Here is a 19,242-nt window from a genome sequence, read left to right as displayed (position 1 = left end):
GCGCATCGACTGTATAATGGCGGCTACCATCGCATTTTTCCCTGGCGCAAGCGCCGCGATCAAGCGAACCGCATTCATTCCCCTTGGCCCTACCCATGACGACCATTACACTCTACGGTATCCCTAATTGCGATACCGTCAAAAAGGCCCGCACCTGGCTGGCTGCGCAGCAACTCGATTTCACCTTCCACGACTTCAAGAAGCAGGGACTGGAACGCGCCACCGTCGAGGCATGGCTGGCCCAATTGCCATGGGATGTGCTGGTCAACAGGAAAGGCACGACCTGGCGCGCCCTGTCCGACGAGCGCAAGGCATCGATCACCGATGCGGCCAGCGCCATGGAACTGATGCTGGAAAACCCGTCCATCATCAAGCGCCCGGTGCTGGACAAGGATGGACAGTTCAGCGTGGCGTTTTCAGATGCACAGTACGCAGCCATTTTCGGGCTGTAATTTTTACTTAGACAGAAGCACCCCGCTCTACACCATGACCACCTCCAAAACCCTCGCCCTGACCGAAAAACTGATCGCCCTGTCCTCGGTCACGCCCGATGACAAGGGCTGCCAGCAGCACCTGATCGACATCCTCACGCCGCTGGGCTTTGTCTGCGAGACGATACAGTCGAACGACGTCACCAATCTGTGGGCACGGCGTGGCACGACGTCCCCCGTGTTCGTGTTTGCCGGCCATACGGACGTGGTGCCGACCGGCCCCGTCGAACAATGGCGCTCGCTGCCGTTCATTCCCACCCACCGCGACGGCAAGCTGTACGGCCGTGGCGCGGCCGACATGAAGACTTCGATCGCCGCCATGGTGGTCGCTTGCGAAGAGTTCATCGCCGCCACTCCCGAGCACACGGGTTCGATCGCCTTTTTGATCACCAGCGACGAGGAAGGCCCGGCCACGGACGGCACCGTCATCGTCTGCGACAAGTTGAAAGCGCGCGGCGAGCAGATCGATTATTGCCTGGTGGGCGAGCCGACGTCGAGCGCGCAGCTGGGCGACATGATCAAGAACGGCCGCCGCGGTTCGCTGTCGGGCCGGCTGACGATCAAGGGCGTGCAAGGCCATATCGCCTACCCGCACCTGGCGAAAAACCCGATCCACGAAGCGGCGCAGGCGCTGGCCGACCTGGTCGAGGAAAAATGGGATGCGGGCAACGAATACTATCTGCCGACGTCGTGGCAAATGTCGAACATCAACGCGGGCACGGGCGCCAACAACGTGATTCCCGGCGACATGGTGATCGACTTTAACTTCCGCTTTTCCACGGCCAGCACGGCGCAAAGCCTGCAGGAAAGAGTCCACGCCATCCTCGACCGGCATGACTTGCAATACGATATGCAGTGGACCCTGAGCGGCCTGCCCTTCCTCACGCCGCGCGGCACCCTCTCCGATGCGCTGTCGTCCGCGATCCAGGCGGAAACGGGCATCACGACGCAGCTGTCGACCACGGGCGGCACCTCGGATGGCCGGTTTATCGCGCAAATCTGCCCCCAAGTGATAGAATTCGGGCCGCCCAATGCCAGTATTCACAAGATCGACGAGCACATCGAACTGCGCCACATCGATCCCCTGAAGAATATTTACCGGCGCACGCTGGAGCATTTGCTGCCCGTCTGAACCTGAAATACCGAGGCCCGTCACGGCGGGCCAGAACACCGTCTTTTCGAGAATGCCATGACCCCGAACCCGTTTTCCACGCCACGCGACCTGCTGCGCTACGCCGTTACCCGTTTTAATACCGCCAAGCTGTTTTTCGGCCACGGCAGCGCCGAAGCGTTCGACGAAGCGGCCTATCTGATCCTGCACACCTTGAAGTTGCCGCTCGACAAGCTCGAACCGTTCCTCGACGCCAGATTGCTGCCGTCGGAAGTGGCCAGCGTGATGACAGTCATCGACCGCCGCAGCATCGACCGCGTGCCGGCCGCCTACATCACCAAGGAAGGCTGGCTGGGCACCTACAATTTCTACGTCGACGAGCGCGTGATCGTGCCGCGTTCCTTCATCGCCGAACTGATTCCTGAATACTTTTCGCCATGGGTGGCGGAACCGGAAGCGGTGGAAAACATCCTGGAACTGTGCACCGGCTCGGGTTGCCTGTCGATCATGATGGCCGACGCCTTCCCCAACGCCAGCGTCGACGCGGTGGACATTTCCGCCGACGCGCTGGCCGTGGCCAAGCGCAACGTCGACACGTATAAATTGCAAGACCGCGTGACCCTGATCGAATCGGACCTGTACGCCAACGTGCCGGCCAAGAAATATGATTTGATCATCAGCAACCCGCCGTACGTGAATTCCGCGTCGATGGGCACGCTGCCCCAGGAATACCTGGCCGAACCGCAAATCGCCCTCGACGGCGGCAGCGACGGCATGGACCTGGTGCGGAGAATCATCGCCGGCGCGGCCGAGCGCCTGACGGACGACGGCATCCTGATGATTGAAATCGGCAACGAACGCGAATACGCGGAAGCGGCCTTCGGCGAGCTGGGCCTGACCTGGCTGACGACCAGCGCCGGCGACGACATGGTATTCCTGCTGACGGCCGAGCAGCTCAAGCTGGCGTAAGCGGCGCAGCGCCTTAATTTACAACACAAAGAAAAAAATGATACGTTTCCTACAAGTAAGCCTGATGCGCGGCATCAAACCGTTGCTCGAACAAGTCGATGTTACCCTCAATCCGGGCGACAAGATCGGCCTGATCGGCGCCAATGGCGCGGGCAAATCGAGCCTGTTCGCCATGATGCGTGGCGAATTGCACCCTGACCAGGGCGAGATCGATTTCCCGGCCAAATGGCGCGTGGCTTACGTGGCGCAGGAAACGCCGCCGCTGGACCGTGCCGCGCTCGACTACGCGATCGATGGCGACATCACCCTGCGCAAACTGGAAGCGGAGCTGGCGCATCTCGAGTCGCAACCGGAAAGCACGGAAAACGGCATCGCCATCGGCAACATGTACAGCGCGCTGGCCGATGCCGACGCCTACACGGTACAGTCGCGCGGCGAACAGTTGCTGCTGGGCCTGGGCTTCACGCTGGACCAGATGCAGCAACCGGTGGCGAGTTTTTCCGGCGGCTGGCGCATGCGCCTGAACCTGGCGCAAGCGCTGATGTGCCCGTCCGACCTGCTGCTGCTCGATGAACCGACCAATCACCTGGATCTGGACGCCATCATCTGGCTGGAAGACTGGCTCAAGCGCTATGCCGGCACCTTATTAATCATTTCGCATGACCGCGACTTCCTTGATGAAGTAGTCAACGTGGTCGTGCATATCGACGAACGCAAGCTGAAACGCTACTCGGGCAACTATTCGAGCTTCGAGCGCCAACGCGCGGCGCAGATGATCCTGGCCGCCGGCGCGCTGGAAAAGCAGCAGCGCAAGCGTGCCCACCTGGAATCGTTCGTCAACCGCTTCAAGGCGCAAGCCTCGAAGGCGCGCCAGGCGCAAAGCCGCATGAAGGCGCTGGCGAAGATGGAAGAGCTGGCGCCATTGCGCGCCGCCGCCGAATTCTCGTTCGAATTCCGCGAGCCACTCTCCGCGCCGAACCCGCTGATGGTGATGGAAGACGTCGACGCGGGCTACAAGATCGAAAACGAAGCGACGGGCGAAATCACGCATAAAACCATCGTCAACGGCATCAAATTTTCGCTGCAGATCGGCCAGCGTATCGGCTTGCTGGGCCAGAACGGCGCCGGCAAGTCGACGCTGATCAAGACCATCGCCGGCGAACTGATGCCGCTGACGGGCGACGCCACCATGGGCAAGGGCCTCAACATCGGCTACTTCGCCCAGCACCAGGTGGAAATGCTGCGCCACGACGAATCGCCGCTGTGGCATCTGTCGAAGATCGCCCCGACCGTGCGCGAGCAGGAACTGCGCAACTTCCTGGGCGGCTTCAACTTCCCCGGCAACATGGTCACCGCCTCGATCGCCCCCTTCTCGGGCGGCGAAAAAGCCCGTTTGGCGCTGGCCCTGATCGTCTGGCAGCGTCCGAACCTGCTGCTGCTCGATGAACCGACCAACCATCTGGATCTGGAAACGCGCGAAGCACTGACGGAAGCGCTGGCGCAGTTCGAAGGCACCCTGGTCGTCGTTTCCCATGATCGCCATTTGCTGCGCGCCACCACCGACGAATTCATCATCGTGGCCGACGGCAAGCTGCAACCGTTCGACGGCGACCTGGACGACTACAAGGATTGGCTGTTCAAAACCAAGCTGGGCAAGGGCACGGACGTGCTGCCGGCCGCCGGCAAGGCCAACAAGACGGATTTCCCTGTCGTCTCGCCAGTAGCGGTAGCGGCCGCCCCTGCCGCGCCCGTGCGCGACAAGCGCCAGGAAGCGGAAGACCGCCAGAAGGCCGCCGCCCTGCGCAAGCCGATCGAAAACAAGATCAAGCGCCAGGAAGAGCAGATCGCCAAGCGCAACGCGCAAAAGACGGAAACGGAAGCCAAGCTGGGCGAGCCGACCATCTACGACGCCGCCAACAAGGCCAAGCTGAAGCAATTGCTGGCCGACCAGACCTTCTTCACCAAGGACCTGGCGCAGCTGGAAGCGGAATGGCTCGATTTGCAGGATCAATTAGAGAAACTCGGCTAAGGCAGAGCACAAAGACGACCTCCGGGTCGTCTTTTTTTTATGCCGCCTGCATGGGACCGGGGCTGCGGATGGCCATCAGGCGGTCGATATCGACGAGGATCAATCGACGTCCCGCCACCGTGCCCAGGCCCAGCAGATAATCGGCTTCCGCCGCGCCCAGGCCGGGCACGGCGGCGATGTCGCTGGCGGCCAGGCTGACGATATCGGTGACGCCATCGACCACCATGCCCATCACGCCATTGCTCAGCTGCAAGATGATCACGTCGGTGGACGGGTCGGGCGTACCCTGGGCGCTGCCGAACGCGGCGCGCATGTCGACGATGGGGATGATCACGCCGCGCGAGACGGCCACGCTGCGCAGCACCTCCCCTTCCGAAGAAAAACGGTCGAGCTCCTTCAGCGGGCGCAATTCCCGCACGCAGCGGTAATCGAGGCCGTATTCCAGGCCGCCCAGCCGGAAGCTCAAGTACTGCGTCGGGCATTGCGCGGTGCTGTGTTCCGCCATTGCTGCGGCGCCAGGCGTCGTCGTGGGCTGCATGGTGTTCCTTTCATCCGGTAAGCGCTGCCAGGATGCGCAGTGGCGCAACGTTGGCCCCATGCTAACCAGCATCACCGCAGGCGGCGTTGAGAAACATCAACTTTCCCGGAAGGCATGCGTACCCGCACTGCCCAGGCTTGCGCCGGCGCAGCCATCTTCCCTTACAATACGCCCATCGTTTCCCCACAGGCAGGCCATGCAACACCTCGTCAATCCCGCTGAAGTTGAATTTTCCGCCATCCGCGCCCAGGGGCCGGGCGGGCAGAATGTCAACAAGGTGTCCAGCGCCATCCATTTGCGCTTCCCCATCGCCGCCTCGTCGCTGCCGGAAGCGTACAAGGAGCGGCTGCTGGCCCTGCGCGACAGCCGCATCAGCAAGGATGGCGTGCTGGTGCTCAAGGCCCAACAGTCGCGCAGCCAGGAGCAGAACAAGGAAGAAGCCTTGCGGCGCTTGCAGGAAATCATCGACAGCGTGACTTTCCTGCCCGCCGTGCGCCGCGCCACCAAGCCCACGCGCAGCTCGCAGCGGCGCCGCCTCGACAGCAAGAGCACGCACAGCGTTCTCAAGCAATCACGTGGCAAGGTCACCGACTAAACGTTACGGCGGCGGTGCATACGTCCAGTCCAGGCTGCCTGTGCTGTCCGCAAACACGCTCTGCGTGGCCGGCGTGGCGCTGCGCAACAGCGCCTTGATTTCCTTCGGCGGCCGGTCGTAGACCTTGGCCGGCCCGGGCGGCACGACCATGGCGCGCACGGCCGTTTCACCGTCGACCAGTCCCAGGCTGCAGCGCGACTGGCCGGCCGTCGCCTGGCGCTGCTGGCGCACTTGCGCCACCAGGGCCAGCATTTGCCCGTGCAGGATTTCCGACTGTTTCACTTCCACGCGCAGGCGCGCCACTTCCTTCAATACGGGGGCGATGCGCGCCGCCAGCTTGTCGTACTGCAATTGTTGCGCCGGCTGCAGCTGCAGCTCGCCGCGCCGCAGCTGGCCCGCCAGCGTCAGGTAGTTGCGCACCTCGGGCAAATGCGCGATGGCATCGATTTCCTGCTGACGCTTGTACTGCAGTTGCTGGTAGTGCGCGGCCCTGGCCAGGCTTTCCGCGATCTGTTGGTCCAGGGCGCTCAAATCGGGCACCAGCGGGAACAGCAGCATCTCCACCTGCTTGCGCGGACCGGCGCTGCCGATGCGGATGGTGCGTGCCGCCACGGCGCAGCCTTCGGCCAGCTCGATGACGACCTCGTCAGCGATGATCTCGCAATTGCTGGCGCTGTCGATCACCACGCGCGTGCCGGCGATGACGCAGCTTTCCGCGCGCTTCACGTGCACTTCGCCGCTCAGCGCCTGCAACACGGAACCGGAAGCGACGCCCTCGACGCGCACGTCGCCGTGCTCGTTGAAGGCCGTGCCGCCCACCAGATTGCGCTGTAGCCATATCAGCCCGCCATGCGAGTGCAGATGGCCATACACGTCGCCATGGATGGTGATGTCGCTGCCGTCGAGCTGGCGCTGCTCCTGCACTTCGCCATATTCCTCGTACGCGGCGCGCAGCTTCAAGTTGCCCGTGGTACGGCTGCTGACGCCTTCGCGGCTGACGATCTTGTTTTCGATGGAGAGCTTGCCGTGCGCATCGACATTCACATAGCCATCCTGGGTGGCCACCACGTAATCGCCATCACTGAAGCGTTCGACCGCCGTGCCCGCCCCTGCCACCGCCGCCGGGTCCAGCTCCAGCGGCGCGGGCGGCGGCAGCAGCGTACCGTCCAGGTCGTAGCCGGGCAAGCCGGGCGCACCGGGCAGCAGCCGCAGCAGGCGCGCGTGTTTTTTCACTTGCGGAAAACGGTTCTTGAAACTGAGCAAATCCAGGCGGCCATCGGAGCGTTCGCGCGGCGCATCGTCGCGGTGGATGCCTTGCGACACTTCGACCAGTTGCGCGTCGCGGCCCGGCTGCGGCGGCAGCGCGCGCGCCACGGTGATGCGCTCGGCCTTGCCGCTGCCGAGAATGGCGCGCACGGCCGCGCCATCGATGCCATAGCGCACGCCCTTGCACCACAGGTCAGCCACCAGCTCGTCAAACTCGCGGCGCGCCGGCACCTGGCCATCCGCGTCAGGCGACAGCGCTTCAAAGTAGAACTCGGCGCTGTCGCCACGGATCTTGATTTGTTTATACAGCGCACGGCGCTGGGGCGGGAATGGCGCCACGCGGGCGGCAATGCGCAGCAAGGCATCGCTCTTGGGCGCGGCGCGGGGCGCGGGGGCATGGAACAGGGTCAGCAGGAATAAAGCGTAGTCGAGACCGGCCAGCAGTTGCCCCGACTGGAACAGCTGGTCGACGGCGGCGCGCAACTGCGCGGGCGCCAGCGACAGGTCCAGACACAGGCCCTCGTCGCGCTGGACCAGGCCGCGCGGCAAGGCGCCTGCGGGGACCGCCTCAGGAACGGGTGTGTCGTCGTCGCTCACGCCTTGCCTCCCCCAGCAACACATTCAGAGAATTGCCTCAATGCGCTAGAACAATATCACGGGGCGTGGCGGTGTGCCTGACTCGGCAAAAATGTGCTTGCCAGATGCCAACAGGGCCATGTCTTGCGAGATGGCCCTGTCGGATGGGGTGCGCGATGTCTACATAATTAGCGGCGCGGCGGGTTGGAGTAAATATCCTGCCCCACTTCATTGATCTGGCGGCGCAGGTCGCGCCGCTCGTCGGGCGTCATGCGGCCCGTGCGGCGCGAGGCGTCGGCGCCTTCGCTGGCGCGGCGCTGCTCTTCGGCGCGCGTGTCGAAACTGCGTGCGTCACGCTGTTCGCGCAAGCGCGTATCATTGCTATTGCTGCGTTGTACCTGTTCATAGCGCTGGGCCTGCACTTGCGGCTGGTCGTCACGGCGTGGCGGCGGCTGGTTTTGCGCCGACGCCAGGCTGGCGGCAAACACGCAGCAAACGGCAAATGCGGACAGCACAGTCGTACGTGCAGCAATAGCTGCGCTGGGAGCGGCGTGAATTTTTTTAGTAAAGATATTCATTGAGTTCCTCTTCCGCGATGCCGTATACACTTAAAGCTGATTTCCACTGTGGCCCCAGTGTATGATGCTTTACACGGTGCAGTAAGAGTAATTGGGTAAAGTTTGTAACACTTTGTAATGGGTCGCCACAGCCCCTTGCCGACGCCGCGCGAGGCGTTACTATAGCAACTAATATAAGATAACACGACACCCTAAATGACCACAACCTCCACTTCCGGCAGCAACACGCCTACGCAATCGATCCACGGCCACCAGGCAAAAATCATGGTGGTCGATGACGATGTGCGCCTGCGCGACTTGCTGCGCCGCTACCTGACCGAACAGGGTTTCAATGTCTTCACGGCAGAGAGCGCGACGGCCATGAACAAGCTGTGGCTGCGCGAACGCTACGACTTGCTGGTGCTCGACCTGATGCTGCCCGGCGAAGACGGCCTGTCGATCTGCCGCCGCCTGCGCGGCGCGGGCGACCAGACGCCGATCATCATGCTGACGGCCAAGGGCGAGGACGTGGACCGTATCGTGGGCCTGGAAATGGGCGCCGACGACTACCTGCCGAAACCGTTCAACCCGCGTGAACTGGTGGCCCGCATCGGCGCCGTGCTGCGCCGCAAGGGTCCCGATGAAATCCCGGGCGCACCGTCGGAAACACCGCAAACCTTCGAATTCGGCGACTTCGTGCTGGACCTGGGCACGCGCACATTGAAAAAGAGTGGCGAAACGGTGCCGCTGACCACCGGTGAATTTTCTGTGCTGAAAGTGTTTGCCCGCCATGCGCGCCAGCCGCTGTCGCGTGAAAAACTCATGGAACTGGCGCGCGGACGCGAATACGAAGTGTTCGACCGCAGCCTGGACGTGCAAATCTCGCGCCTGCGCAAACTGATCGAACCTGATCCGTCGAGCCCGCTGTTCATCCAGACCGTGTGGGGCCTCGGTTACGTCTTCATCCCGGACGGACAGCCGCGCTGATCGCAGGCGAGGCATGATGAAGCTTGTTCCCGATATCAGCCTGGCGCGGCTGAAAAGCGGCCTGTTCTGGCGCACCTTTTTGCTGCTCGGCACCTTGACCACGGTCAGCATGATCACCTGGATCGGCATGATTTCCGTCATCCAGCGCGAGCCGCAGGCGCAGCAGATTTCCGCCCAGATCATTTCCGTCGTCACCATCACGCATGCGGCACTGACGCACTCGGCGCCCGAGCTGCGGCGCGAGCTGCTGTTCGACCTCGTCAGCAACGAAGGCATCCGCATCTTCTCGCTGGAAGAGGACGACCGCATCGAGCCGCCGCCCGACAATTACCTGATGCCCGAGATCGAGGCGCAGGTGAAAGCCAAGCTGGGCAAGGACACGCGCTTTTCCGCGCGCGTCAACGGCGTGGCCGGTTTCTGGGTCAGCTTCAAGATCGATGACGACGAGTACTGGCTGATGCTGGACCGCGAGCGCCTGCGCGGCCTGACGGGCTTCCAGTGGCTGGGCTGGGCCAGCCTGGTGTCCCTGCTGTCCCTGCTGGGCGCGGCCATCATTTCCAGCCTGATCAATCTGCCGCTGTCGCGCTTGACGGCGGCCGCGCGCGACATCGCCAAGGGCAAGCAACCGGCGCCGCTGCCGGAAAAAGGCCCGATCGAAATCCTCGAGGCGAACCGCAGCTTCAACCAGATGGTCGATGACTTGAAACAGGTGGAATCGGACCGCGCCGTGATTTTGGCCGGCATTTCGCACGACTTGCGCACGCCGCTGGCGCGCATGCAGCTGGAAGTGGAAATGGCCAACCTGTCGGACGAGGCACGCGAAGGCATCCAGTCCGATATCGGGCAAATGGACGCCATCATCGGCCAGTTCCTCGACTATGCCAAGCCGACGGAAACGTCGAGCTTTACGGACGTGGACCTGAGCGGCTTGCTGCTCGACATGACGCGCGAAGCGATGCGCCTGCCGGACGTGAAGATCAACGCCAGCATCGCCGACGGCGCGCATGCGATGGGCAACCCCACCGACTTGCGCCGCGTGCTGAACAACCTGATCGAGAATGCGCGCCGCTATGGCAAGACGCCAGGCAGCGACGTGACGGAAATCGATATCGCCTGCCATCTGCGCACCAGCCACGGCGCGAAAAAGGTGATCATCGAGGTGCAAGACCACGGCACGGGCGTGCCGGCGGAAAAGATCGAACAGCTGATGAAACCGTTCACCCGCCTCGACACGGCGCGCGGGCAAGCAAATGGCGCCGGCCTGGGGCTGGCCATCGTCGACCGTGTACTGCTGCGCCATGGCGCCGAATTGCAGGTGCGCAACCGCGAAGGCGGCGGCCTGGCGTTTCAGATCAGCTTGCCAGCGGCGTAAAAATAATCGGGCCTGCTCACTCCGGTGTTTGGCCAGCGGTGCAGGCGATGTAGGTCGGATTAGCGGGAACCGCGTAATCCGACAAGAACAGCCAACAATGTTGTCGGATTACGGCCTTGCGGCCTAATCCGACCTACGCTGCCCAACAACGGTCAAACCGACGCTGCTTCCTGCGCCAGCAATTTATCCATCAACAATTCCGTCGCCCCGTAGCCGTACAGGGAATCGCTTTCCATGCCCGGCGTATCGAAGGGGATCGATTCCTCACGGTTCAGCTTGGCAGGGTCGGCATCCGCATAGCTGGCGCGCCAGGCGCGCTGCAGGGATTCATTGCGGCGGATAAAGGCCGGCATGGGCCAGGCATCGCGCTCCCAGTGGGGGCTGTCGCCCAGCAGGGGCCAGCGCTCGTTAAGCAGGGCCATGTCGCCCGTGCGCAGGCGGCGCACGGCCTGTTCCGGCCGCAAGCCTTCCAGCTCATCGAGCGTGGGCAAGCTGTCGCGCTTCGGCCCGAACATATACGCCAGCATGATGCGCCCGGCAGGCGCCCTGCGCGCCACCACGCCGACGGCATAGCCGCCGCCCGGCAAGGGCACAGCAAACCAGCTGCCTTCCCGGTATGGTAATGATTTCATTTCTGCAAACTCCCCCAAAATCGTGTTCGGGGCACAGTCTACGCGAAGCAAGGGTCATGTGGCGCATGGTACGCCACAGCAACAAACCAATAGTTACCCTATTTTCTCGTCATAGTGATACTGGGCAACAATCGGCCCCGCCTTGAACAGCGCTTCCTTCATGGCCGTATCCAGGCGCGCGTCGCGGCGGCGCATCCATTCGAGCAGCATGGCCGCTTCCTTGCGGCTGGTGTCGCCCGCGTGCGCGAGCACGCGGCGCAATTCCGGGTCCGTGCACGCCTCGAAACGCTGGCTGTTCAAGTCCAGCGCCTGCAGCGCGGCGATGGTGGCGCAGATGGCGCGGTGCATGTCGAGTGCCGTGGCCGGCAAACCCGATTCTTCCAGTGGGACGGTGGTCATGCGCATTCCTTTTCGCGTGGTGGTGACATCGGCTGCATTCTCCACCGCGCGGGCGAAAAGCTCAAGCGTCCACGACATGTTTCCACCCGTTCGGCCATAATCATGGCTCAGCAACAGCCTAAACCTCAGCGGCAGGAGCCCCATGTTCAATTTCGACTTTTACAATCCGACGCAAATCCTCTTCGGCCAGGGCCAGATCGCCGCCATCGCCGGCCTGATCCCGCCGCAGGCGCGGGTCCTGATGACCTACGGCGGCGGCAGCATCAAGCAGAACGGCGTCTACGATGAAGTCAGGGCGGCGCTGGCCGGCCACACGGTGCTCGAATTTGCCGGCATCGAACCCAATCCCAGCTATGAAACCCTGATGCAGGCCGTGGCCCTCGTGAAAAGCGAGCGCATCGATTTCCTGCTGGCCGTCGGCGGCGGTTCCGTGGTCGATGGCACCAAATTCATTGCCGCCGCCGCCCTGCATGAGGGCGAGGCGTGGGACATCCTGGCGCAAGGCGGCAAGATCGTCGAGGCCGCCCTGCCCTTCGGCACGGTGCTCACCTTGCCGGCCACCGGTTCCGAAATGAATGGCTCGGCCGTGATCACGCGCAAGGCCACGCAGGAAAAGCGCTCGTTCATGAGCCGCAAGGTGTATCCGAAGTTCTCCGTGCTGGATCCGTCGAAAACGTTCACCTTGCCGCTGCGCCAGGTGGGCAATGGCGTCGTCGACGCGTTTGCGCACGTCATGGAACAGTATTTGACCACCCCCGTCAACGCGTCCGTGCAAGACCGCTTCGCCGAAGGCATTTTGCTGACCCTGATCGAGGAAGGCCCGAAAGCCCTGTCACACCCGGACGACTACGACGTGCGCGCCAACGTGATGTGGAGCGCCACCCTGGCCTTGAACGGCCTGATCGGCGTGGGCGTGCCGCAAGACTGGTCCACGCACGCCATCGGCCACGAATTGACGGCCCTGTATGAGCTCGATCATGCGCAAACGCTGGCCATCATCCTGCCCAGCATGCTACGCGTGCGCAAGCAGGCCAAGCGCGCCAAGCTGCTGCAATACGCGGCCCGCGTCTGGGGCCTCGATGGCGGCGACGAAGATGGCCGCATCGAGGCGGCCATCGCGCGCACGGAATTTTTCTTCCGCCACATGGGCGTCAAGACGCGCCTGGCCGACTACGGCCTGAACCATGCCAGCGTGGACGCCGTCGTCGCCGCCCTGGAAGCGCACGGCATGACGGCGCTGGGCGAACAGCGCGACATCACGCCCGCCGTCAGCCGCAAGGTGCTCGAACTCAGTTTGTAGATTCGCACCACACTGTTGTAAAACGGTCAGCCAGCGGGACAGCTGGCCGTGCTTCATGCTAAGCTGTCATTTCGCTAGGGGTCCTGGAGCAGTCATCCGGGTGAGAGATACCCTTCGTACCTGATCTGGATAATGCCAGCGAAGGAAAGCGCAAAGTACCTCCCTCCTTTGATAGCTCCTGCGTTGGCGCCAGCCGAACAAGCAGCCTGCCGTGCTCTTTCCCGAGACGGCTTGAACCACGAGCAATCTATGTCCACACCGAATTTATCTGCGCATTTTTCCCGTCCTGTATTGACCCTGGCCATCCTGCACGCGTTTGCCGCGCCCGCCTTTGCTGCAAATGACAGCGCCGAAGCGCCGGCCGACACGCAAAGCATGGCTGAAGTCGTCGTCACGGCCAGCAAGGCGCCTGCCGTCAGGCGCGCCTCCGTCGGCGGCTTTGCCGACGCGCCGCTGCTGCAGACGCCGGCGTCCGTCACCGTCATTTCGCAAAAAGACATGCAGGATTTACAGATCCGCAATCTCAGCGATGCCGTCAAGCTCGACGCCAGCATCAACGACGCCTACAACGCCGTCGGCTATGCGGAGCAATTTTCCATCCGCGGCTTCAAGCTCGACAACAATTCCAGCTACCGCAAGGATGGCGTGGCCATTCCCGGCGACACGCAAATTCCGCTGGAAAACAAGGAACGCATCGAAGTGCTGAAGGGCCTGGCCGGCTTGCAGGCAGGCGTGGCCGCGCCCGGTGGCGTGATCGATTTCATCGTCAAGCGCCCGACCAACGCGCCGCTGCGCACCGTCACCGTGGAAACGCGCGAGCGGGGCACCCTGTACGGCGCCGTCGACCTGGGCGGCCGCCTGGAAGACACGCGTTTCGGCTACCGCGTCAACGTGGCGGCCGAGCGCCTGCGCTCCTACATCAAGGGTGCGGACGGCAACCGCAAGTTCATTTCCGGCGCCTTCGACTGGCAGATTTCGCCGCAAGCGCTGCTGCAGCTCGATGCCGACTACCAGGACAAGGCGCAGGCGACGGCGCCCGGCTTCCAGCTGCTGAATAACACGACCTTGCCGACCGGCATCAGCGCCGACGCCATGCTCAACCGGCAGCCCTGGACGCGCCCCGTGGAAACCGTCACCAGCAATATCGGCCTGCGCTTCCAGTACGCCTTCAATGACGACTGGCACGCCACCCTGTCGGCCAACCAGCATTCGTTCAAGCGCGACGACTACACGGCCTTCCCGTACGGCTGCAGCGGACAGGACCTGTACCCTGGCTTCTGCGGCAATGGCGACTACGACGTGTATGACTACCGCAGCCTGGGCGAGACGAAAAAGCCGCTGAGCGCGCAAGCCATGATCCAGGGCAAGTTCGCCACGGGCAGCCTGCGCCATGAATTCACGGCCGGCGTCTCGACCTTCCGCCGCAAGGACCGGGCCGGCCTGTACGTGTACGACTGGGTGGGCGTGAGCAACATCTATCAGCCGCAAATCGTCGGCACGTCGCCCGGCGTCACGGGCCCCGTGCGCCTGGTGCGCAAGGATACGGAAAACGCCGTCTTCGTGCAGGATATCGTCAGCCTGACCCAAAACTGGAAGCTGCATGGCGGCTTGCGTCATATCAACGTCGATGGCTATCAGTATGTGCTGAAGGCAGCCACGGAAATCCGCGCCAGGCACGACTTCCTGCTGCCCAACGTCTCGCTCGTCTACACCCCGCTCGACAATGTCTCCGTGTACGCGGCCTACTCGCAGGGCATGGAACATGGCGGCACGGCCGACCGCAAGGCGATGAATGCCAACGTGGAATTATCGCCCAGCCGTTCGAAGCAGATCGAACTGGGCATGAAGATGGACGTGACGCCGGATTTCATGGTGGCGGCCAGCCTGTTCCAGATCCGCAAGGGCCTGGAATTCCAGAATGCCGCCGGCTACTTCGTGCGTGAAGGCCAGGCGCAGCACCGTGGTTTGGAATTGTCCGCGCAAGGCAAGGCGACCCGCGACCTGAACCTGGGCGTCTCGCTGACGGCCCTGAACAGCCAGCAGTCGAACACGGGCGAAGCATCGCTCGACGGCAAGCGCGTGCCCAACGTGCCGGCCTTCAAGGCGGCCGTGCATGCGGACTACGCCGTGCAGCAAGTGGCGGGCTTGAGCGTCAATGGCAGCTGGGAATATGCGGGCAAGAAAGCGTTTGAGTACAACAACACGACCTTCGTGCCGTCGTACCACGTGTTCAACCTGGGCGCCGCCTGGGCCACGCGCATCGCCGGCAAGGCAGCCGTGCTGCGCGCCAGCGTCAACAACGTGGCAGACAAGTTCTACTGGCGCGACGTGACGCCGGAATCGGATGGTTATCTGTATCCTGGCGCCAGCCGTACGTTCAAGCTTTCAGCGCAGTTTGACTTTTAATTGAGGGAAATGGCAGGCGCCGCAGCGAGCGCCTGCCGCAGCAAAGGCGCCGCCTGTTCCAGGCGCGCCGCCAGGCTGTCGTGCAGCACGTGGTAGACGATGCCGCGCGCGTCGAGCTCGTCGAGCAGGTAGCGGTAGATCAGCTGGCGCACGGCTTCCGACTCGCGCTGCAAGCCGTCGGCCACCCACGGGCTGTCGGGCGCCGTCACCAACGTCACGTCGTACTGCGTGGCATCGGCCAGCGCCGCCAGCTGCGCGTCGGCGCCATCAAAGTAATGGCGGCTGTAGACGGCCGTCATCAGCGGTGTCGTATCGCAAAACAGATAGTTCCGGGCTTGCGCAGCGGCTGCCGCTTCGCGTTCGACTTGCGTGCGCGCAATACCAAACTGGTCGGCCGAGACGGGCACCCTGCCCTGCGTTGCCACGAATTCACGCAAGTATTCCGGTACCCAGACGGTGCCGTAGCGCTCGGCGAGGGCGGCCGCCAGGGTCGACTTACCCGACGATTCCGCGCCCAGGATCGCTACGCGCACGCAAGGCGCCATCACTTGAGAACCATCGCATCGGGCGCGGCCGGTGCCGACTTTTTCCACGCCAGCAAGCCGATGATGGCCATCACGACGAAGAAACCATACAGCACGGCCGTCAGGGTCAGGCCCTTGTGCAGGTACAGCCAGACATACAGCACGTCGACGACGATCCAGGCGATCCAGTTTTCCAGCTTCTTGCGCGACAACAGGAATTGCCCGACCAGGCTGCCTGCCGTGAGGAAACCATCCGCATGCGGCACGTCGGTGTCCGTCGTCGTCAGCAGCCAGGCGATCAGCAGGAAGCCGACCAGCCAGCCCGCGGCGCAAGCGAGCCAGCCCCGTCCGTTCAGGCGCGTGACGGGCAGCGTCTTGCCGCCGCTGGCCGGATGCAGCCACTGGTACCAGCCCCAGAAAGAAACGCTGATGAACAGCAGTTGCAAGGCCATGTCGCCATACAGGCGCGACTCGAAAAACACGACACCGTAGGCGGCCGAGGAAATGATGGCGAACAGCCACGCCCAGTGGTTCTGGCGGATGTTCAGCGCAACGGTTGTCAGTGCCAGGACAAAGGAAATCAGTTCAAGCGGCGTGGTGGCAAAACCCAGCAGGAGAAGCGTATCGTTCATGGGAATCGTGATGAGGCTGGTGGCGCAGTATGCAATACCGGCCATGAATAAGCAAGATTGCCCGCGCCGTCACGCCCCCTTCCCTGCCAAGCCCATCCTTCATCGGTTCAGGCAAAGCCGCCCTTGACGGCGCGCGCCAGCGAACGCCGCACGATCAGCTTGTGGAAAGGCCGGATCAGCAGGATGTAGGCGCGCCCCACCCAATTGTGGCAATGCACGACGCTGGACATGGTGATGCTGCCGAACTGTTCCTGCCCCGCGTCGCGGTTGCGCAGCACCGACAGGCGGAAATCGAGGTGGCTGTCATCCTCGCCCACGATGATCTCGTCGTCACTGACGGCAAAGATGCGGAAGATGCCGATGCGCTTGCCTGGCCTGGCTTCCATCTGCTTTGCCGTGCGGATGCCGAAGCGCGCCACGATGACGTCGCGCAGCACCATCAATTTGCGCGCCCAGCCCGGCTGGCTGCCCAGCAGGATGCGCGCCAGGCTTTCCATGTCCATCTGGCGCGCCCGCGCAGTCGGCAGCGCGACGGCATATGCGTCGGCCAGGTTGCTGCCCGGGTACAAGGGGGCGATGCTGGCGCCGGGCGGCATGGCCACGGCGCGGACGGCGATGTTCATCTCTTGCATGTGCTCTCCATGTGTTCAGTGATAACATGGCCATCATACACGACAATGTGAACAGCGATAACATAAAATGACAACGACGAGCACCTATCACCATGGCAACTTGCGCGACACCCTGGTCGCCGCCACCATCGCGCAACTGGCGCAGCAGCACGATGCCGCCCTCTCGCTGCGCGAACTGGCGCGCACGGTGGGCGTATCGATCGCCGCCGTGTACCGCCACTTCCCCAGCAAGGAAGCCTTGCTGGCCGACGTGGCGGCGGCCGGCTTCGCCAGCCTGATCGCCAAATGGGAAACGGAACTGCCGCCACCGGGCAGCCTGCCCGCCGAACAGCGTTTTCAGCTGCTGGGTCAGCAATACATCGAATTCGCCCTGGCCGCACCGGCCCACTACCGGCTGATGTTCGAGCACCAGGACGTGCGCCAGTTCCCCGCCCTGCAGCAAGCGGCGCAAGCGTGCTTCCAGTATGTGCTGCAGACGGCCGGCGCGGCCGTGCGTGAGGCGGGCCTCGATGCGCGCTGGGACAAGGCCGCCGCCAGCGCCGGCTGGTCGCTGGGGCACGGCTACGTGATGCTGCTGCTGAGCGGTCGCCTGGCCATGGCGGACAGCGGCGACGAGCTGTCGCCAGCGATGGTGCCGCGCTTTTTTCAGTTGCCGGTGGCGGCGTTGCGGCAGGCGCATCAGGCAGCGGGAGAACAGCAATAAAATGAATCAGTGACCAGCAGCACAGGTGCCGATTGCATGTCCGTCCTGCCCTCATTCAGAGCAGACAATGGCGGCGCAAGCTCACGCAAGGAGGCCCTGGCGCACTTGCTCGAGCAGCCGTTCCTCTTCATCGGTATCGGCATCGACTTGCGTGACCACGGTCCAGAACGGCGCACACGTCTTGATCTGCTCGAAAGCATGACGCGCTTCCAGCCGCACCATGGTTTTCCTCAGGCTGTGCAGATAGCCCTCTTCGATGGCGCAGAGCAGTTCGTCATCGGCGGCGTCGATCAGCTCGCGCAACGCGCCTTCGATCCTTGCGTGGCCCGCCTCCCACAGCTGGCCGATTTCCGGCACATCGTCTTCCATGCACTCGTTCGACCAGTCCGGAGGATAGTCATCGCGCTGCCGGTTAGCGGGATCGGTGTCAAAGCTCAGCGAAAGGGAGGGAAACGAGACGGCGTTGAAGGCAAAGGCGGAGAATGCCTGGTCCTTGAATGGGGACGCGCCCAGCGCCGCCAGCGATGCGCTGGCCAGCTTGAACAAGGTTGCTTCGACGTCGTACGCCGTTTCAAATGTTTGCCAATCAAGTGGTAGCGCGGGAGTCGGGGGCATCGGTTGTCCGGTCGAAAAAGGGGGCGGTGATTGATACAAGCAATTATACGTGGCGCTTCCAGAGCGGCAGCATGCGTAACGTGCGCGCACGGGCGCCAGGAACGCCTTATCTCGGTGGCAGGTTGACGCTGAACGACTTGCTGTATTTGCTCATGATCTGCCTGATCTCGCCGCTGGCCGAGAGTTTCTTGAGCGCCTCTTTGAGTGCCCGCGTCGTTTCCGGCTGTGCGGTTTTCTTGGAAACAAACAAAATGAGATCATTGCTGCCCAGCACAAGCGGCACGCCAATGTCTTCCGGTTTCACGCCAGCCAGGTACGCGCCGTAATACAGGCCCAGGCTGGAGCCTATCCCCGCGTCCAGTCGTCGCATGGCCAACATTTTTGCCATGGTGACGTAGTCATTGACGGGATACTTCTGGATCGCATTGTCGGTGTCGAATTGCTCCACATATTTGCTGGTGCGTACCACGCCGACGGTCTTGCCATGCAGTTCGCTCAGCTTGCTGTAATTCTTGCCGGACGGGCCGACGAGGATGATAGGCATCGACACGACCACGTCTACCGGCACGGCGCCGCGCGTCATTTGTTCGTTGCCGAAGCGTATGGTCACGTCGGCGATCCCGTTTTCAATATCGGCGGCGGTTCTGGGATAAGGGACAAGGGAGTTGGTGTAGCGCAAGCCGGCGACTTCCGCGATGCGGTTACCGATTTCGTACATCATGCCCGTGGGCTGGCCGTCGCTGCCGATGAATCCCCATGGCGCACCGAGTATGGTCGCAATCCTGAGCGGGGCGCCGATCGCCAGGCAAGGCAGCGCCAGCAGGGTCGCGACTATGGCCAACAGCCTGACAACTTTCATTTCCATCACTTTTTTCAGATTCGTGAACACAATGGGTCCCGCGCATAGT

At 62.9% G+C, this 19,242-nt stretch carries 20 protein-coding genes and 1 riboswitch; of the genes, 10 read left to right on the top strand and 10 right to left on the bottom strand.

Annotated features, from left to right (window positions below; genetic code table 11):
• Nucleotides 1–95: 95 nt before the first annotated feature.
• From ACP7DW_RS14815 to ACP7DW_RS14800, 4 genes are read left to right on the top strand one after another with little or no spacing between them, the layout of a single operon-like run.
• Nucleotides 96–452 carry an ArsC family reductase gene (locus tag ACP7DW_RS14815; RefSeq protein ID WP_426055425.1) on the top strand — a complete coding sequence of 119 codons (357 nt, stop codon included), beginning with the start codon at nucleotides 96–98 and terminating at the stop codon, nucleotides 450–452.
• A gap of 34 nt (nucleotides 453–486) precedes the next feature.
• Nucleotides 487–1,623, top strand: coding sequence for a succinyl-diaminopimelate desuccinylase (gene dapE / locus ACP7DW_RS14810; RefSeq protein WP_426055426.1), 1,137 nt, complete (start codon nucleotides 487–489; stop codon nucleotides 1,621–1,623).
• Nucleotides 1,624–1,680: 57 nt separating this feature from the next.
• Nucleotides 1,681–2,571 (top strand): 50S ribosomal protein L3 N(5)-glutamine methyltransferase, encoded by an 891-nt coding sequence (prmB, locus tag ACP7DW_RS14805; protein WP_426055427.1) that lies wholly within the window; start codon nucleotides 1,681–1,683, stop codon nucleotides 2,569–2,571.
• Nucleotides 2,572–2,608: 37 nt separating this feature from the next.
• Nucleotides 2,609–4,600, top strand: coding sequence for an ATP-binding cassette domain-containing protein (locus ACP7DW_RS14800; protein WP_426055428.1), 1,992 nt, complete (start codon nucleotides 2,609–2,611; stop codon nucleotides 4,598–4,600).
• 37 nt (nucleotides 4,601–4,637) lie between these two features.
• On the opposite strand, the gene ACP7DW_RS14795 is transcribed toward ACP7DW_RS14800, so the two are convergent.
• Entirely contained in the window at nucleotides 4,638–5,138 is a 501-nt protein-coding gene (locus tag ACP7DW_RS14795; RefSeq protein WP_426055429.1) for a chemotaxis protein CheW, read from the bottom strand.
• 196 nt (nucleotides 5,139–5,334) lie between these two features.
• On the opposite strand from ACP7DW_RS14795, the gene arfB reads away from it, so the two are divergent.
• A complete protein-coding gene (gene arfB, locus ACP7DW_RS14790; protein WP_034749850.1) occupies nucleotides 5,335–5,733 on the top strand; it encodes an alternative ribosome rescue aminoacyl-tRNA hydrolase ArfB in 399 nt (132 codons plus the stop codon).
• A 3-nt stretch (nucleotides 5,734–5,736) separates the two neighbouring features.
• Here arfB and ACP7DW_RS14785 read toward each other — a convergent pair whose 3' ends face one another.
• Nucleotides 5,737–7,596, bottom strand: a complete 1,860-nt coding sequence (locus ACP7DW_RS14785; protein ID WP_426055430.1) for a flagellar assembly protein A — start codon at nucleotides 7,594–7,596, stop codon at nucleotides 5,737–5,739.
• A 167-nt stretch (nucleotides 7,597–7,763) separates the two neighbouring features.
• Nucleotides 7,764–8,153, bottom strand: coding sequence for a hypothetical protein (locus ACP7DW_RS14780; RefSeq protein ID WP_426055431.1), 390 nt, complete (start codon nucleotides 8,151–8,153; stop codon nucleotides 7,764–7,766).
• 264 nt (nucleotides 8,154–8,417) lie between these two features.
• Here ACP7DW_RS14780 and ompR point away from each other — a divergent pair, with 264 nt between their 5' ends.
• On the top strand, nucleotides 8,418–9,119 hold the full coding sequence (gene ompR, locus ACP7DW_RS14775; protein WP_232730910.1) for a two-component system response regulator OmpR: 702 nt from the start codon (nucleotides 8,418–8,420) through the stop codon (nucleotides 9,117–9,119).
• 13 nt (nucleotides 9,120–9,132) lie between these two features.
• Entirely contained in the window at nucleotides 9,133–10,491 is a 1,359-nt protein-coding gene (locus tag ACP7DW_RS14770) for an ATP-binding protein (protein ID WP_426055432.1), read from the top strand.
• 152 nt (nucleotides 10,492–10,643) lie between these two features.
• Here ACP7DW_RS14770 and ACP7DW_RS14765 read toward each other — a convergent pair whose 3' ends face one another.
• Together ACP7DW_RS14765 and ACP7DW_RS14760 are read right to left on the bottom strand one after the other, a co-directional pair.
• Nucleotides 10,644–11,123, bottom strand: coding sequence for an Imm26 family immunity protein (locus tag ACP7DW_RS14765; protein ID WP_426055433.1), 480 nt, complete (start codon nucleotides 11,121–11,123; stop codon nucleotides 10,644–10,646).
• A gap of 93 nt (nucleotides 11,124–11,216) precedes the next feature.
• Nucleotides 11,217–11,522 carry a hypothetical protein gene (locus ACP7DW_RS14760; protein ID WP_426055434.1) on the bottom strand — a complete coding sequence of 102 codons (306 nt, stop codon included), beginning with the start codon at nucleotides 11,520–11,522 and terminating at the stop codon, nucleotides 11,217–11,219.
• 142 nt (nucleotides 11,523–11,664) lie between these two features.
• Here ACP7DW_RS14760 and ACP7DW_RS14755 point away from each other — a divergent pair, with 142 nt between their 5' ends.
• Both ACP7DW_RS14755 and ACP7DW_RS14750 read left to right on the top strand, forming a co-directional pair.
• The gene (locus ACP7DW_RS14755; RefSeq protein ID WP_426055435.1) at nucleotides 11,665–12,822 is read left to right on the top strand and encodes an iron-containing alcohol dehydrogenase; all 1,158 of its coding nucleotides are present in this window, start codon (nucleotides 11,665–11,667) and stop codon (nucleotides 12,820–12,822) included.
• 66 nt (nucleotides 12,823–12,888) lie between these two features.
• Nucleotides 12,889–12,986, top strand: a riboswitch (TPP riboswitch).
• Between the two features lie 85 nt (nucleotides 12,987–13,071).
• A complete protein-coding gene (locus ACP7DW_RS14750; protein WP_426055436.1) occupies nucleotides 13,072–15,228 on the top strand; it encodes a TonB-dependent siderophore receptor in 2,157 nt (718 codons plus the stop codon).
• On the opposite strand, the gene ACP7DW_RS14745 is transcribed toward ACP7DW_RS14750, so the two are convergent.
• The 3 genes from ACP7DW_RS14745 to ACP7DW_RS14735 all read right to left on the bottom strand — a co-directional run bounded on the left by ACP7DW_RS14745 (nucleotide 15,225) and on the right by ACP7DW_RS14735 (nucleotide 17,016).
• Nucleotides 15,225–15,773, bottom strand: a complete 549-nt coding sequence (locus ACP7DW_RS14745) for an AAA family ATPase (RefSeq protein WP_426055513.1) — start codon at nucleotides 15,771–15,773, stop codon at nucleotides 15,225–15,227. The genes ACP7DW_RS14750 and ACP7DW_RS14745 overlap by 4 nt on opposite strands.
• Nucleotides 15,773–16,384: a nicotinamide riboside transporter PnuC gene (pnuC, locus tag ACP7DW_RS14740; RefSeq protein ID WP_426055437.1), complete on the bottom strand. Its 612-nt coding sequence runs from the start codon at nucleotides 16,382–16,384 to the stop codon at nucleotides 15,773–15,775. Before pnuC ends, ACP7DW_RS14745 begins: the two co-directional genes overlap by 1 nt.
• Nucleotides 16,385–16,491: 107 nt before the next feature.
• A complete protein-coding gene (locus ACP7DW_RS14735) occupies nucleotides 16,492–17,016 on the bottom strand; it encodes a DUF2867 domain-containing protein (protein WP_426055438.1) in 525 nt (174 codons plus the stop codon).
• Nucleotides 17,017–17,083: 67 nt separating this feature from the next.
• On the opposite strand from ACP7DW_RS14735, the gene ACP7DW_RS14730 reads away from it, so the two are divergent.
• Nucleotides 17,084–17,719, top strand: coding sequence for a TetR/AcrR family transcriptional regulator (locus ACP7DW_RS14730; protein WP_426055439.1), 636 nt, complete (start codon nucleotides 17,084–17,086; stop codon nucleotides 17,717–17,719).
• An 81-nt stretch (nucleotides 17,720–17,800) separates the two neighbouring features.
• Here ACP7DW_RS14730 and ACP7DW_RS14725 read toward each other — a convergent pair whose 3' ends face one another.
• Both ACP7DW_RS14725 and ACP7DW_RS14720 read right to left on the bottom strand, forming a co-directional pair.
• Nucleotides 17,801–18,334 carry a hypothetical protein gene (locus ACP7DW_RS14725; protein ID WP_426055440.1) on the bottom strand — a complete coding sequence of 178 codons (534 nt, stop codon included), beginning with the start codon at nucleotides 18,332–18,334 and terminating at the stop codon, nucleotides 17,801–17,803.
• A gap of 106 nt (nucleotides 18,335–18,440) precedes the next feature.
• Nucleotides 18,441–19,199: a substrate-binding periplasmic protein gene (locus tag ACP7DW_RS14720; RefSeq protein ID WP_426055441.1), complete on the bottom strand. Its 759-nt coding sequence runs from the start codon at nucleotides 19,197–19,199 to the stop codon at nucleotides 18,441–18,443.
• Between the last annotated feature and the right edge of the window lie 43 nt (nucleotides 19,200–19,242).

The organism is Janthinobacterium sp. PSRC1-1 (assembly GCF_049897525.1).
In the GTDB taxonomy this organism is placed as follows: domain Bacteria; phylum Pseudomonadota; class Gammaproteobacteria; order Burkholderiales; family Burkholderiaceae_D; genus Janthinobacterium; species Janthinobacterium tructae.
This window is presented reverse-complemented; position numbering and strand designations above follow the sequence as displayed.